This is a genomic window from Pseudomonas palmensis, from assembly GCF_017848315.1.
In the GTDB taxonomy this organism is placed as follows: Bacteria; Pseudomonadota; Gammaproteobacteria; order Pseudomonadales; family Pseudomonadaceae; genus Aquipseudomonas; species Aquipseudomonas palmensis.
The window spans coordinates 109,111-123,012 of record NZ_JAFKEC010000008.1 but is presented as its reverse complement, the minus strand read 5'-3'; the positions used below and the strand labels follow the sequence as shown (position 1 = coordinate 123,012).

The window sequence follows — 13,902 nt, the reverse complement described above, 5'->3', positions numbered from 1 at the left end:
ATGCTAACCCGTGAAACAACGGCAGATACGTCCATGGGGTGAAATATATTTCCCATCGTTTTATAGTGGCCGATCACCGTTCATACCCTGTAGCCGAAAGTAGCCGAGCCCCCATGTCCGAGCCACGCCAGATTCTCGTCACCAGCGCCCTGCCCTATGCCAACGGGTCGATCCACCTTGGCCACATGCTCGAGTACGTTCAGACAGACATGTGGGTGCGCTTCCAGAAGTACCGCGGCAACCAGTGCACCTACGTGTGCGCCGACGACGCGCACGGTTCGGCGATCATGCTGCGCGCCGAGAAAGAAGGCATTACCCCCGAGCAACTGATCGCGAACGTGCAGGCCGAGCACTGCGGCGACTTTGCCGACTTTCTGGTGGAGTTCGACAACTACCATTCGACCCACGCCGACGAAAACCGCGAGCTGTCGAGCCAGATCTACCTGAAACTGCGTGACGCCGGGTATATCGCCACGCGCTCGGTCACCCAGTATTTCGACCCCGACAAGCAGATGTTCCTGGCCGACCGCTTCATCAAGGGCACCTGCCCCAAATGCGCGGCCGACGACCAGTATGGCGACAACTGCGAAAAATGCGGCGCCACCTACGCACCGACCGAACTGAAGAACCCCAAGTCGGCGATCTCCGGCGCCACCCCGGTGCTCAGGGACTCCCAGCACTTCTTCTTCAAGCTGCCTGACTTCCAGGCCATGCTGCAGCAGTGGACCCGCAGCGGCACACTGCAGGACGCCGTGGCCAACAAGTTGGCCGAATGGCTGGATTCCGGCCTGCAGGAATGGGACATCTCCCGTGATGCGCCGTACTTCGGCTTCGAGATCCCGGGCGAGCCGGGCAAGTACTTCTATGTGTGGCTGGACGCGCCGATCGGCTACATGGCCAGCTTCAAGAACCTGTGCGACCGCACGCCGGAACTGGACTTCGACGCCTACTGGAAAAAAGACTCCAGCGCCGAGCTGTACCACTTCATCGGCAAGGACATCGTCAACTTCCACGCGCTGTTCTGGCCGGCCATGCTTGAAGGCGCCGGCTACCGCAAGCCGACCGCAATCAACGTGCACGGCTACCTGACGGTCAACGGCCAGAAGATGTCCAAGTCCCGTGGCACCTTCATCAAGGCGCGCACCTACCTCGACCACCTGTCGCCGGAATACCTGCGCTACTACTACGCGGCCAAGCTGGGCCGTGGCGTGGATGACCTGGACCTGAACCTGGAAGACTTCGTGCAGAAGGTCAACTCGGACCTGATCGGCAAGGTGGTCAACATCGCCAGCCGCTGCGCAGGGTTCATCCACAAGGGCAACGGCGGCGTGATGGTGGCCGGCGACGCCGCACCGGAGCTGACCGAAGCCTTCCTGGCTGCGGCACCGGGTATCGCCGACGCCTACGAAGGCCGCGACTTCGCCCGTGCGATGCGCGAAATCATGGGCCTGGCCGACCGCGCCAACGCCTGGATCGCCGACAAGGCCCCGTGGTCGCTGGCCAAGCAGGAAGGCAAGCAGGACGAAGTGCAGGCCGTGTGCGCCCAGGGCATCAACCTGTTCCGCCAGCTGGTGATCTTCCTCAAGCCGGTGCTGCCGCAACTGGCCAGCGATGCCGAGGCGTTCCTGAACGTCGCGCCGCTGACCTGGAACGACCACCAGAGCCGTCTCGAGAACCACCAGCTGAACCCGTTCAAGGCATTGATGACCCGCATCGACCCGGTCAAGGTGCAAGCCATGGTCGACGCTTCCAAGCAGGACCTGGCCGCCAGCCAGACCAGCGTGGTCACCGGCAACGGCGAACTGACCAAGGACCCGCTGTCGGCCGAGATCGACTTCGACACCTTTGCCGCCGTCGACCTGCGGGTAGCGCTGATTCTCAAGGCCGAAGCCGTGGAAGGGGCCGACAAGCTGCTGCGACTGACCCTGGACATCGGTGACGAGCAGCGCAACGTGTTCTCCGGCATCAAGTCCGCCTACCCGGACCCGAGCAAGCTGGAAGGTCGTCTGACCATGATGATCGCCAACCTCAAGCCACGCAAAATGCGCTTTGGCGTAAGCGAGGGGATGGTCATGGCCGCAGGCCCTGGCGGCGAGGAGATCTACCTGCTCAGCCCTGACAGCGGCGCCAAGCCGGGTCAGCGCATCAAGTAAGTGCCACGCCCCGACCCTGACCGGCCGGGGCGTTCTCATTGCACCGTGATTGCCGGATAATGGCGCACAGCCTCTTGCCTGTGGCGCGCCCATGACCGAATTGCTCCTTACCCTTATCAGCGCTGCGCTGGTCAACAACCTCGTGTTGCACCAGGCCCTCGCGCTCGACCCGCTGCTGCAGCCCGTCGAGCCGGCGTCACGTCGCCGGGTGCATGCACTGGGGTTGGCGACGCTGGTGCTGATGGTGCTGGCGGTCGTACCCGGGCAGTTGCTTCACCGCTACGGGTTGCGCCCACTGCAACTGGAGTACCTGCGCCTGTTCGTGTTCCTGCCGCTGTACGTTCTGCTGGCAGCGCCGGTGCTGAACCGGTTGCAACGCCAACTGCCACACTGGCCGTTCACCGGCCTCAAACCCTTGCTGCTAGGCAATGCCGCCGTCCTGGGCCTTGCCCTGCAAGCCAGCGATGCCACGCTCGACCCGTTCGCCACCCTGGCCCTGAGCCTGGGCGGCGGCCTGGGCTTCTGGCTGGCGCTGTGCCTGTTCGACGACCTGCGCCAACGCAGCGACGCGGCCCCCGTGGCCTTGCGCGGCCTGCCCATCGAGCTGATCGGGGCAGGGATCATGGCCCTGGCCTTTCTCGGTTTCAACGGACTGTTCACCTCATGAGCCTGATTCAACGCATCGACGCCCTGCTGCCCCAGACCCAATGCGGCAAGTGCGGTCATGCCGGCTGCCAGCCTTACGCCCAGGGGCTGGCGGCGGGCGAGGCGATCAACAAGTGCCCACCCGGCGGCAGCGAGACCATTGCCGCACTGGCAGCACTGCTGCAGGTGCCGGTGATTGCCCTGGATGCCGACCGCGGCAGTGCGCCCGCCCAGGTCGCCTTCATTCGCGAGGCCGAATGTATCGGTTGCACCAAATGCATCCAGGCCTGCCCGGTGGACGCCATCGTCGGCGCCGCCAAGCTGATGCACACGGTCATCAGCGCCGAATGCACCGGCTGCGACCTGTGCGTGGCGCCTTGCCCGGTCGACTGCATCGACCTGCTGTCACTGCCTGCCGACAGCCCCATCGTGCCGATCGTCGGCGGCCTGGCGCACACCCGGCCACAGCAGCTTGCCCGCGCCGCCCGGCGCAGCCATGCACGCCATCGCTTCGAGCAGCGTGCCCAGCGCCTGCAACGCGAAGAGGCGCGCAAGCAGGCCGAACGCATCGCGCGCAGCCAGCGGCCCGCCCCGAACGCGGCGGCTGCGGTGCCGGCCGACGACCCGATCAAGGCCGCGATTGCGCGGGTGCAGGCGCAAAAGGCTGCAGCCGCCGATGCGGCGCTGAAAAAGGCCAAGATTGCCGCGGCCATGAGTCGCGCCCAGCTGACCAAGGCGCGCACAGCCTTTGGCGACTCGCCAAGCCCGGCGCAGCAAGCGCAACTGGCTGACCTGCAGCAAGCGCAGCAACAGGCCCAGGCCCACCTGGAATCACTGCTGGCGGTAAGCGATGCTGCCCGCGCCTGACCCGGGCGAACGCCTGCGCGCCAGCCTGCGCCTGGTGCTGCTGGCGTGCCTGCCCGGCTTGCTGGCACTGACCTGGCTGCACGGTTGGGGCACCCTGCTCAACCTGCTGCTGACCACCACTGCGGCGCTGGCGACCGAAGCGGTGCTGCTGCGCGCCCAGCGCCGCCCGGTGCGTGCTGCACTGGGCGATGGCAGCGCCCTGGTCAGCGCCACGCTGCTGGCCATCGCTCTGCCCGCCTACCTCGCCTGGTGGGTGCCGGTGATTGCCAGCGCAAGCGCCCTGGCCCTGGGCAAGCATGTGTACGGCGGGCTTGGCAAGAATCCGTTCAACCCGGCCATGCTCGGCTATGCCGTGGCCCTGGTCAGCTTTCCGGCCCAGATGACCCAGTGGCCCGGGCCGCAACCGCTGGACCTGAGCACCAGCCTCGAAGCGGTGTTCGGCTTGGCCGTCCGACCCGACGCCTGGGCCCAGGCGACGGTGCTGGATGTGGTGCGCCACAACCAGAGCCTGACCATCGACGAACTGTTCGGCCAGCACCCGGCCTTCGGCCGATTCGCCGGCGCGGGCAGCGAGTGGGTCGCCCTGGCCTTCCTGGCCGGTGGCCTGTTGTTGCTGCAGCGCAAGGTGTTCAGCTGGCATGCCCCGGTGGCCATGCTGGGCAGCCTGTTCATCATGAGCCTGCTGGGCTGGAACGGCTCGGGCTCCGACTCCAATGGCTCGCCGCTGTTTCACCTGCTGGCCGGCTCCAGCCTGTTCGTCGCGTTCTTCATCGTCACCGAACCGGTCAGCGGCCCCAGGGCGGCCAGCGCACGCCTGCTGTTCGGCGCCGGGGTGGGCGTGCTGGTCTATCTGATCCGTACCTGGGGTAGCTACCCCGACGGCAGTGCGTTCGCCGTGCTGCTGATGAACCTGTGCGTGCCGGCGCTCGAACGCTGGGCCGCGCGGCGCCAAGGGCAGCCGGCATGACCCCCCGGGCGCGTGCAGTGCTGCTGGTGGCGGCCGTGGCGTGCCTGGCCATCGGCTGCGCCATTGGCTGGGCGCAGTTGAACGCCGCGCGTATCAGCCAGGCTGAAGTGCAGCTCAAGGCCAGGAGCCTGCTGAGCGTGCTGCCGGCAGAGCGCTACGACAACCAGCCGCTGCAACGCCCCCTCGTACTGCCCGCACCGACCCTGGCCCATAGCACCCTGCTGGCCGGCTACCGCGCAACCCTGCTCGGCCAGCCCAGCGCCGTGGTGCTGCACAGCCGGGTTCAGGGCTATGCGGGGCCACTGGACCTGCTGATCGCCATCGACAGCCACGGCCGCCTGCTGGCCACCCGGGTGCTGCAGCACCAGGAAACGCCAGGGCTTGGCGGCAAGTTGAGTGAACCGGGCAACACCTGGCTACGCGGGTTCGAGGGCCGCACGCTGGCGGACACCCCCGATCCGGCCTGGGCCCTCAAGCGCGATGCCGGCCAGTTCGACCAGCTGGCCGGCGCCAGCGTGACCTCCCGCGCAGTGATCCGGGCGGTGCACGATGCCCTGCGCTACTTCGACGAACACTCCCACTATCTGCTGGGTACCGGTGAACATGAATAGCCGCAGCCTGCTCATCCTCAGCCTGGCCCCGATGCTGGGCGCCAGCCAGACCCTGGCCCAGGCCGCAGCGGTGGCGTTGTTCAGCCTGTTGAGCCTGTGCCTGCACCGGTTGTGCATGACGCCCTTGCGCCCGCTGCTGCAAGGGCTGCAGACCACGCTGGTCAGCGTGCTGCTGGCGGCGATGCTGGTGACCTGCCTGGAGCTGAGCCTGCGCGCCTGGGCCCTGGAGGTTCACGCGCAACTGGGCATCTACCCGGCGCTGATCGCACTGCAATGCGTGCTGCTGGAGCAGAGCTTCGAGCGCCATCGCGGCGTCGCGCAAGGCCTGCTGCTGGTCATCGGCTTGTGTACAGTGCACCTGCTGCTGGGCCTGTGCCGCGAACTGCTGGGCTCTGCCGGGCTGCGCCTGGCCCAACTGACCCCGGGCGCACTGATCCTGCTGGGCCTGCTACTGGCCATTTTCAACCGGGTGCGGCGCAAGCCGGCCCCCTCTAGCCGTCAAGGAAGCCTCTGAGCCCATGAATGCTGCCAAACGCCTGGAAATCTTTCGCAGGCTGCACGAAGACAACCCGGACCCGAAGACCGAGCTGGCCTACACCACCCCCTTCGAACTGCTGATCGCGGTCATCCTCTCGGCGCAATCCACCGACGTGGGGGTCAACAAGGCCACTGCACGCCTGTACCCGGTGGCCAACACGCCCCAGGCCATCTACGACCTGGGCGTTGAAGGGTTGTCCAGCTACATCAAGACCATCGGCCTGTACAACAGCAAGGCCAAGAACGTCATCGAAACCTGTCGCCTGCTGATCGAGCGCCACGGCGGCGAAGTGCCGCAAACCCGCGAAGCCCTCGAAGCGTTGCCCGGGGTGGGCAGAAAGACGGCCAACGTGGTGCTCAACACCGCATTTCGCCAGCCGACCATGGCGGTGGACACGCATATCTTCCGGGTCAGCAACCGCACCCGTATCGCCCCCGGCAAGACGGTGCTGGAGGTGGAAAAGGCATTGATGAAGTTTGTGCCCAAGGACTATCTGCTGGATGCGCACCACTGGCTGATACTGCATGGGCGCTATGTATGCCAGGCGCGCAAGCCACGCTGTGGAAGCTGCCGTATCGAGGACCTTTGCGAGTACCCGCAAAAAACCTCCGACGATTGAACAAATAGTTGAATCGGTTGCGCACGATTGAAAAAATCTTTTTTACCGGCTCTGAAAATATCGCTATAAGGTGCGCCAATAGCCCTCTTGGCATGGAGTGACTTATGAGCACCGATAACGAAGAGCTGGATATCGACGTCGAGCCGGACACGGCAGACGAACAGGAAACGGAAAGCCCGCCCGAAACGGCGAAGACCAACCTCAGCAAGCGTCGCACCATCGACAACATGCTGGAAGAACGCCGCCTGCAAAAGCAGTTGGCCGATTACGACTTCGATCTTTGACGGCCCACTTCAGGTCGCGGGCGGGCCGTCTCTAGCGCATGCAGGGGCCAGGCAGTCGCCCTGGCAAGGTCTGGTTCACACCAGGCCGTTACGCTGGGCCAGTTCGATAAGGTCCACCAGGGAGCGCGCATTGAGCTTGAGCAACAGGCGCGTCTTGTAGGTACTCACCGTCTTGTTGCTCAGAAACATGCCGTCGGCAATCTCCTTGTTGGTCTTGCCGCGTGCCAGTTGCTGCAGCACCATCATCTCCCGCCCCGACAGACGTTCGACCATATCCGCTTCGCTGGAACCGCCAAGGTTCGAACGCACCGAGTGCAGGGCCTGGTTGGGGAAGTAGCTGTAACCGGAGAGGACCGCCTTGATGGCGCTGAGCAGCTCGGTAAGGTCCTGCTGCTTGCAGACATAACCCGCGGCGCCCGCCTGCATGCACCGCATCGAAAAATGCCCAGGTGCCTGTGAGGTCAGCACCAGTACCTTTATGTTCACGTCATTGGAGGTCAACCTTGCGATGACCTCCAGCCCATCGAGCTTGGGCATGCCGATATCCAGTATCACGATATCGGGCAGGTGTTTCTTGACCAGCTGCAGCGCGTCCACTCCGTTGTCGGTCTCTGCGACAACTTCATAGCCATGCCGCTCCATCAGCATGCGTACAGCCAGGCGAATGACCGGATGATCATCCACGATCAGCACTTTATTCATGGGCAAAATCCAATTTTCGCTGTTCGATTTTTTGAGCCCGCACAATAGCCTAGTCAACCGGCATAGTGCATTGCAGCTTCCTTGACAGTTGCACGACAAGACCAGACCTACCTAAATAGAAGATTATTCCTACAAAACTTCCTGATAGCAGGCGTTAAGCAGAAACAATCATTGCGTCGTTCGAGGCGTGCATGCAGTGCGAACAAACACTAACACCGCACTCTCGCCACGTTCCATATGACAACGCTCGCCCGCACGCAGGAAATATCCGTGATATTTGACTAACCCGGGTATCAATCCTGTCACGGCGTTTTATCGCGTCGAAGTTGCACCGAAGTATTTCCTGAGGACGATCCATAACCCCCTGAACACCGAAGTACCCAGGCCGCATAGTGGTTCCAAAAACAATGCGAACCCTGACCCTTGCGCCCACGAAACAGCGCTCACGCCGAGCAGCAGGCACGTACATGAGCAACGTCGAACCGAAAAGCCCACTGACGATCATTGCTATTTTCGCGGGTATCATCGAAGCCTCTGCGTTGGCCTCACTGCCCTTTCTTGGCGAAGACAGCCAGGGTATCTACACGTGGTTTCTGGTGGGCTTTCCACCCTTTCTGACAATCCTGTTTTTCTTGACGCTCAACTTCAACAGCAAGACGCTGTATTGCCCGGAGTACAACGAGGACACGCCTGAAGTTCAGGATGAACCCAAAGACTGGCCAACTTCAGAACAACGTGAAAGTCACCTGCCGCCTGCCCGTTCTGCCTTTGCACAATTGACCACACAAGCCCCACCCCTGGGTTGCGACGCCATGGCACCCGCTATCTCGACCATCGTCATTTCCGGTGCACACAGCACATCGCTGATCGAATACCTTGTCACTCAGGCCATCACGCAACAGCCCAGGCTAGGCACGCTGGTCATCCACAACCTTGAAACCGGCACGCAGACCACACTGACCACCCATGCCCTGGGCGCCGAGCCACCGCAATGAAGGCATAAAAAAACCCGGCCTCAGGCCGGGTTCCTTTCGTTCAAGCGCCCCTCACACCAGTGAGCGACCCTTGTTCGCGGCAATGCGCAGGCGCAGTGCGTTGAGCTTGATGAAGCCCGCCGCGTCGGCCTGGTTGTAGGCGCCGCCGTCTTCTTCGAAGGTGGCGATGTTGGCATCGAACAGCGAATCGTCAGACTTGCGACCGGTGACGATCACGTTGCCCTTGTACAGTTTCAGGCGAACCACACCGTTCACGTTCAACTGCGAAGCATCGATCATCTGTTGCAGCATCAGACGCTCAGGGCTCCACCAGTAGCCGGTGTAGATCAGGCTGGCGTACTTGGCCATCAGCTCATCCTTGAGGTGAGCCACTTCGCGGTCCAGGGTGATGGACTCGATCGCACGGTGCGCGCGCAGCATGATGGTGCCGCCCGGGGTTTCGTAGCAGCCACGGGACTTCATGCCCACATAGCGGTTCTCGACGATGTCCAGGCGACCGATGCCGTTCTCGCCGCCGATGCGGTTCAGGGTGGCCAGGACGGTGGCCGGAGTCATCTCGACGCCGTCCAGCGCCACGACGTCGCCGTTGCGGTAGGTCAGTTCCAGGTAGGTCGGAACGTCAGGGGCGTTTTCTGGCGACTTGGTCCAGCGCCACATGTCTTCTTCGTGCTCGGTCCAGGTATCCTCCAGCACGCCGCCCTCGTAGGAGATGTGCAGCAGGTTGGCGTCCATCGAGTACGGCGACTTCTTCTTGCCGTGACGCTCGATCGGGATACCGTGCTTCTCGGCGTAGTCCATCAGCTTCTCGCGCGAGAGCAGGTCCCACTCGCGCCATGGGGCGATGACCTTGACGCCTGGCTTGAGCGCGTAGGCACCCAGCTCGAAACGCACCTGGTCGTTGCCCTTGCCGGTGGCGCCATGGGAAATGGCGTCGGCGCCGGTTTCGTTGGCGATCTCGATCAGACGCTTGGCGATCAGCGGACGTGCGATGGAAGTACCCAGCAGGTACTCGCCTTCGTAGACGGTGTTGGCGCGGAACATCGGGAACACGAAATCGCGGACGAATTCTTCTCGCAGGTCATCGATGTAGATCTCTTTGACACCCATGGCCTGAGCCTTGGCGCGGGCCGGTTCGACCTCCTCGCCCTGCCCCAGATCGGCGGTGAACGTCACCACTTCACAGTTGTAGGTATCTTGCAGCCACTTGAGAATCACCGAAGTATCAAGGCCGCCGGAATACGCCAGTACGACCTTTTTTACGTCCGCCATGCCATCACTCCACGGGTTGTACGGAAAGCCGGTGATTCTACCGGCCTTACCGCAGAATTTACAGTGGGGCGACAGCTTGTGACGACAAAGCGACAGAAATTGTCGTCGGCGCGACCGGCGGTCGCACCGTCGAATCAGGCGGCGGGTTTGCCTGCCTGGGCGGCCGGCGTCTGTGTGGGTGCCGGCGCAGGCGGGGTCGCTGCCGGTTCGGCAGGCTTGTGCGGGGCAACCTCTGCGGGCTTCTCGACCGGGGTGACGCGGTCGAGCTGGATGTTCACCCGGCGGTTGCGTGCCCGATTGGCGGCATTGGTATTGGCCGCCAGCGGATAGCGCTCGCCATGAAAGCGCACGGTGATCTGCTCTTCGGGGATGCCATGGGCCTTGAGGTAGTCCTGCACCGCCAGGGCGCGGCGACGCGAGAGGTCACGGTTGGTCAGGCGGTTGCCGCTGTTGTCGGAGTGGCCATCGAGCTCGATGTGGTTGACCGTGGGGTCGGCCTTGAGGAAGTCGATGATCACGTCCAGGCGGGCACGTGCATCGGCATCCAGATCGATACCTCCGCCCGGAAAGCCCACGCGTGCCTGGCGCACCTGGTCATAGTTCATCGGCAGCAGCTTGGCCGCACAGGCCTGGTAGTCACCGTAGGCACGGTTGAACTTCACCGGCAGCACGCGCACTTCCATGCTGCGCCCGGCTTCGCCGGTGTAGTTGCGCACCACGGTGCTGCGCCCGTCCAGCAGGCCATTGATGAGCCGGCTGGCCTGGCCCTGGGAGCTGTTGAACAGCACGCCGCTGCGCGCCATGCGCACCGCGCCCAGGTTGATGTCGCCACGCCCAGGCTGCCACGGTGCGGCGGCGGCCAGCAGGGTCGCGGAGCCGGCGCCCAGCACATTGCTGGTGGAGCGAAGCTGGAAGGTGGCCTGCTCGCCCGCGCGGCGCACGAACTCGCCGCTGCCGAAATCGGCGATCGGCTGGATCAGCCGGCATTCGAACTGATCGCCCTCGACCTTCCACTCGACGTTCTCCACGCGAGTCTGGAAGGTGAGTGCCACGGCCGGCAGGCTGGCAAACATACTGAGCAGGGCTAGGTAACGCTGGCGCACGGGCGGCTCCACAAATTTCTTACGGCATACCTGCAAGCTATCGGACGCCCTGCGCAAAACTTGATAGCGAGTGCTCGGATCGGGCTTTTCCGGTAGCATTCACCGGGAGTTCGAACCGCCTGGAATCCCCAATGTCCGACCGCCTGACCCTCCTGCGTCCCGACGACTGGCACATCCATCTTCGCGATGGCGCTGTATTGCCCCATACCGTCGGCGACGTGGCGCGCACCTTTGCCCGCGCCATCATCATGCCCAACCTGGTACCGCCGGTACGCAACACTGCCGAAGCCGACGCCTATCGCCAGCGCATCCTGGCCGCCCGCCCTGCCGGCAGCCGCTTCGAACCGCTGATGGTGCTGTACCTCACCGACCGCACCCAGCCCGAGGACATTCGCGCGGCCAAGGCCAGCGGATTCGTGCATGCCGCCAAGATGTACCCGGCCGGCGCGACCACCAACTCGGACTCCGGCGTGACCAGCGTCGACAAGATTTTCCCGGTGCTCGAAGCCATGGCCGAAGTGGGCATGCCGCTTCTGGTGCACGGCGAAGTGACCCGCCCCGAGATCGACGTGTTCGATCGCGAGAAGCTGTTCATCGACGAGCATCTGCGCCGTGTGGTCGAACGCTTCCCCACGCTCAAAGTGGTGTTCGAGCACATCACCACTGCCGAAGCCGTGCAGTTCGTCAACGAGGCCCCGGCCAACGTCGGCGCGACCATCACCGCCCAGCACCTGCTGTACAACCGCAACCACATGCTGGTGGGCGGTATTCGCCCGCACTTCTACTGCCTGCCGATCCTCAAGCGCAACACCCACCAGGTGGCTCTGCTCGACGCAGCCACCAGCGGCAGCAGCAAGTTCTTCCTCGGCACCGATTCGGCGCCCCACGCCCAGCATGCCAAGGAAGCCGCCTGCGGCTGTGCCGGCTGCTACACCGCGTTCGCCGCCATCGAGCTGTACGCCGAGGCGTTCGAACAGCGCAACGCGCTGGACAAGCTGGAAGGTTTCGCCAGCCTGCATGGCCCGGCGTTCTACGGCCTGCCGGCGAACACCGACCACATTACCCTGGTCCGCGAAAGCTGGACCGCCCCAGGCAGCCTGCCGTTCGGCGAGCAGACTGTCATCCCGCTGCGCGCCGGTGAGCAACTGCGCTGGCGCCTGCTGGAGGAGACTGTGTGAGCGACGATTACGAAGACGACCAGGAAGGTCAAGGCGGCGGTTCGCGCCATCCGATGGCAGAGCGCTTTCGCGGCTACCTGCCGGTGGTGGTGGATGTTGAAACCGGTGGTTTCAACTGCGCCACCGATGCACTGCTGGAAATAGCCGCAGTCACCATCGGCATGGACGAAAAGGGCTTTCTGTTCCCGGAGCACACCTATTTCTTCCGCGTCGAACCCTTCGAGGGCGCCAATATCGAACAGGCGGCCCTGGACTTCACCGGCATCAAGCTCGATCACCCGCTGCGCATGGCGGTCAGCGAAGAGTCGGCGCTGACCGACATCTTCCGCGGCGTGCGCAAGGCCCTCAAGGCCAATGGCTGCAAGCGCGCGATCCTGGTGGGGCACAACAGCAGTTTCGACCTAGGCTTCCTCAACGCGGCCGTGGCGCGCCACGACATGAAGCGCAACCCCTTCCACCCGTTCTCCAGCTTCGACACCGCCACCCTGGCTGGCCTGGCCTATGGTCAGACCGTGCTGGCGCGGGCCTGCCAGAGTGCCGACATCGACTTTGACGGGCGGGAGGCACACTCGGCGCGCTACGACACCGAGAAGACGGCCGAGCTGTTCTGCGGCATCGTCAATCGCTGGAAGGAAATGGGCGGCTGGCAGGACTTTCGCGACTGACCGCTTCGCCGACCGGCGCCTGCAGACGCTACGCGACGCAGGAACCAGCCTTGCTGGCGAACAGGCATAAAAAAACCGGCCACCAGGGCCGGTTTTTTCATGCGTGGCGCTTACAGCTTGCCAGCATTCTCGCTCAGGTAGGCAGCAACGCCTTCTGGCGAAGCGGTCATGCCCTTGTCGCCTTTTTTCCAGTTGGCAGGGCAGACTTCGCCGTGCTCTTCGTGGAATTGCAGCGCGTCGACCAGACGGATCAGCTCTTCCATGTTGCGGCCCAGCGGCAGGTCGTTGACGATCTGCGAACGGACAACACCCTTGTCGTCGATCAGGAACGCGCCACGGAAGGCCACGCCGCCTTCGGACTCGACGTCGTAGGCCTGGGCGATTTCGTGCTTGAGGTCGGCAGCCATGATGTATTTGACCGGGCCGATACCGCCGGCGTTGATCGGGGTGTTGCGCCAGGCGTTGTGGGTGAAGTGCGAGTCGATCGAAACGGCGATCACTTCAACGTTGCGCGCCTTGAAGTCGTCCATGCGGTGATCCAGGGCGATCAGCTCGGACGGGCAGACGAAGGTGAAGTCCAGTGGGTAGAAGAACACCAGGCCGTACTTGCCCTTGATAGCCGAAGCCAGGTTGAAGCTGTCGACGATCTCGCCGTTGCCCAGTACTGCAGGTACGGTGAAGTCCGGGGCGTTTTTGCCTACGAGCACGCTCATTCGATATCTCCTGATGGTATTGAATGGTTTGCGCAGCCGACCCGCAGGTCCGCTGGCATGACACAAGAACTGCCCATCATACACCGACCGACGCCGTGCGCCGAGCGAATGCCAGCCCACTGCCAGACTGACCGCCGGTCGCTCTGGAACTGGCCTCTGCACAAGGTACTTTGACAAGCATTCTCATTAGCATTAAGCTCCCCGACATCAAGCCTTTACCAGCGATGGTCTCCCTTATGTATGTGTGTCTTTGTGTTGGTGTTACCGACGGACAGATCCGCGATGCGATTTACGAAGGATGCTGCAGCTACAAGGAAGTCCGTGCCGCCACCAACGTGGGCACCCAGTGCGGCAAATGTGCCTGCCTGGCCAAGGAAGTGGTACGTGAAACCCTGACCAAACTGCAGGTCAGCCAGGCCGCCCTGCCTTATCCGGTAGAATTTACCGCAGCCTGAAAACAGCGAATTTGAAGAACCGGACCTCGTGTCCGGTTTTTTTATGCCTGCAATTCAAGTAGTTAGGCTTAAAACGCGGAACACAAACATTCTTATTCCGATTAATTTTCATTTATTATTCAATAACTTAGGTTTGAC

The 13,902-nt window shown here is 63.1% G+C and carries 15 protein-coding genes and 1 pseudogene; 12 read left to right on the top strand and 4 right to left on the bottom strand.

What is annotated here, in order from left to right; all coding sequences use genetic code 11:
* Positions 1–113 precede the first annotated feature (113 nt).
* The 8 genes and pseudogenes from metG (at position 114) to JZZ72_RS07415 (ending at position 6,684) form a co-directional block, all read left to right on the top strand.
* Complete coding sequence (gene metG, locus JZZ72_RS07450; RefSeq protein ID WP_210014242.1) at positions 114–2,153, top strand: methionine--tRNA ligase; 2,040 nt, start codon at positions 114–116, stop codon at positions 2,151–2,153.
* Between the two features lie 91 nt (positions 2,154–2,244).
* Positions 2,245–2,820, top strand: coding sequence for an Rnf-Nqr domain containing protein (locus JZZ72_RS07445; RefSeq protein WP_210014241.1), 576 nt, complete (start codon positions 2,245–2,247; stop codon positions 2,818–2,820).
* Positions 2,817–3,632, top strand: a pseudogene (locus tag JZZ72_RS07440) (RnfABCDGE type electron transport complex subunit B); the annotation flags it as partial. The gene JZZ72_RS07445 and the pseudogene JZZ72_RS07440, both read left to right, overlap by 4 nt.
* Positions 3,633–3,648: 16 nt before the next feature.
* On the top strand, positions 3,649–4,632 hold the full coding sequence (locus tag JZZ72_RS07435; RefSeq protein ID WP_210014239.1) for an RnfABCDGE type electron transport complex subunit D: 984 nt from the start codon (positions 3,649–3,651) through the stop codon (positions 4,630–4,632).
* Positions 4,629–5,243: an RnfABCDGE type electron transport complex subunit G gene (locus JZZ72_RS07430; protein WP_210014238.1), complete on the top strand. Its 615-nt coding sequence runs from the start codon at positions 4,629–4,631 to the stop codon at positions 5,241–5,243. The genes JZZ72_RS07435 and JZZ72_RS07430 overlap by 4 nt, the downstream gene beginning before the upstream one ends.
* Positions 5,236–5,757: an Rnf-Nqr domain containing protein gene (locus tag JZZ72_RS07425; protein WP_196933031.1), complete on the top strand. Its 522-nt coding sequence runs from the start codon at positions 5,236–5,238 to the stop codon at positions 5,755–5,757. Before JZZ72_RS07430 ends, JZZ72_RS07425 begins: the two co-directional genes overlap by 8 nt.
* 4 nt (positions 5,758–5,761) lie before the next feature.
* Positions 5,762–6,400: an endonuclease III gene (gene nth, locus JZZ72_RS07420; protein WP_043861967.1), complete on the top strand. Its 639-nt coding sequence runs from the start codon at positions 5,762–5,764 to the stop codon at positions 6,398–6,400.
* A gap of 104 nt (positions 6,401–6,504) precedes the next feature.
* Positions 6,505–6,684, top strand: coding sequence for a PA3496 family putative envelope integrity protein (locus JZZ72_RS07415; protein ID WP_043861968.1), 180 nt, complete (start codon positions 6,505–6,507; stop codon positions 6,682–6,684).
* Positions 6,685–6,759: 75 nt separating this feature from the next.
* Here the strand turns inward: JZZ72_RS07415 and JZZ72_RS07410 are convergent, their stop codons facing one another.
* A complete protein-coding gene (locus JZZ72_RS07410) occupies positions 6,760–7,386 on the bottom strand; it encodes a response regulator transcription factor (RefSeq protein ID WP_043861969.1) in 627 nt (208 codons plus the stop codon).
* 467 nt (positions 7,387–7,853) lie between these two features.
* Here JZZ72_RS07410 and JZZ72_RS27755 point away from each other — a divergent pair, with 467 nt between their 5' ends.
* The gene (locus JZZ72_RS27755) at positions 7,854–8,381 is read left to right on the top strand and encodes a hypothetical protein (RefSeq protein ID WP_043861970.1); all 528 of its coding nucleotides are present in this window, start codon (positions 7,854–7,856) and stop codon (positions 8,379–8,381) included.
* Positions 8,382–8,432: 51 nt separating this feature from the next.
* Here JZZ72_RS27755 and JZZ72_RS07400 read toward each other — a convergent pair whose 3' ends face one another.
* The gene (locus tag JZZ72_RS07400) at positions 8,433–9,650 is read right to left on the bottom strand and encodes an argininosuccinate synthase (protein ID WP_043861971.1); all 1,218 of its coding nucleotides are present in this window, start codon (positions 9,648–9,650) and stop codon (positions 8,433–8,435) included.
* A 134-nt stretch (positions 9,651–9,784) separates the two neighbouring features.
* The gene (locus tag JZZ72_RS07395) at positions 9,785–10,753 is read right to left on the bottom strand and encodes a flagellar protein MotY (protein WP_043861972.1); all 969 of its coding nucleotides are present in this window, start codon (positions 10,751–10,753) and stop codon (positions 9,785–9,787) included.
* 131 nt (positions 10,754–10,884) lie between these two features.
* Between JZZ72_RS07395 and pyrC the strand changes: the two genes are divergently transcribed.
* Together pyrC and rnt are read left to right on the top strand one after the other, a co-directional pair.
* The gene (pyrC, locus tag JZZ72_RS07390; protein ID WP_043861973.1) at positions 10,885–11,931 is read left to right on the top strand and encodes a dihydroorotase; all 1,047 of its coding nucleotides are present in this window, start codon (positions 10,885–10,887) and stop codon (positions 11,929–11,931) included.
* A gap of 53 nt (positions 11,932–11,984) precedes the next feature.
* A complete protein-coding gene (gene rnt / locus JZZ72_RS07385) occupies positions 11,985–12,596 on the top strand; it encodes a ribonuclease T (RefSeq protein ID WP_173925077.1) in 612 nt (203 codons plus the stop codon).
* Positions 12,597–12,706: 110 nt separating this feature from the next.
* Here the strand turns inward: rnt and JZZ72_RS07380 are convergent, their stop codons facing one another.
* On the bottom strand, positions 12,707–13,309 hold the full coding sequence (locus JZZ72_RS07380; RefSeq protein ID WP_043861975.1) for a peroxiredoxin: 603 nt from the start codon (positions 13,307–13,309) through the stop codon (positions 12,707–12,709).
* A gap of 236 nt (positions 13,310–13,545) precedes the next feature.
* Here JZZ72_RS07380 and JZZ72_RS07375 point away from each other — a divergent pair, with 236 nt between their 5' ends.
* Positions 13,546–13,764 carry a bacterioferritin-associated ferredoxin gene (locus JZZ72_RS07375; RefSeq protein WP_043861976.1) on the top strand — a complete coding sequence of 73 codons (219 nt, stop codon included), beginning with the start codon at positions 13,546–13,548 and terminating at the stop codon, positions 13,762–13,764.
* Positions 13,765–13,902: the final 138 nt, after the last annotated feature.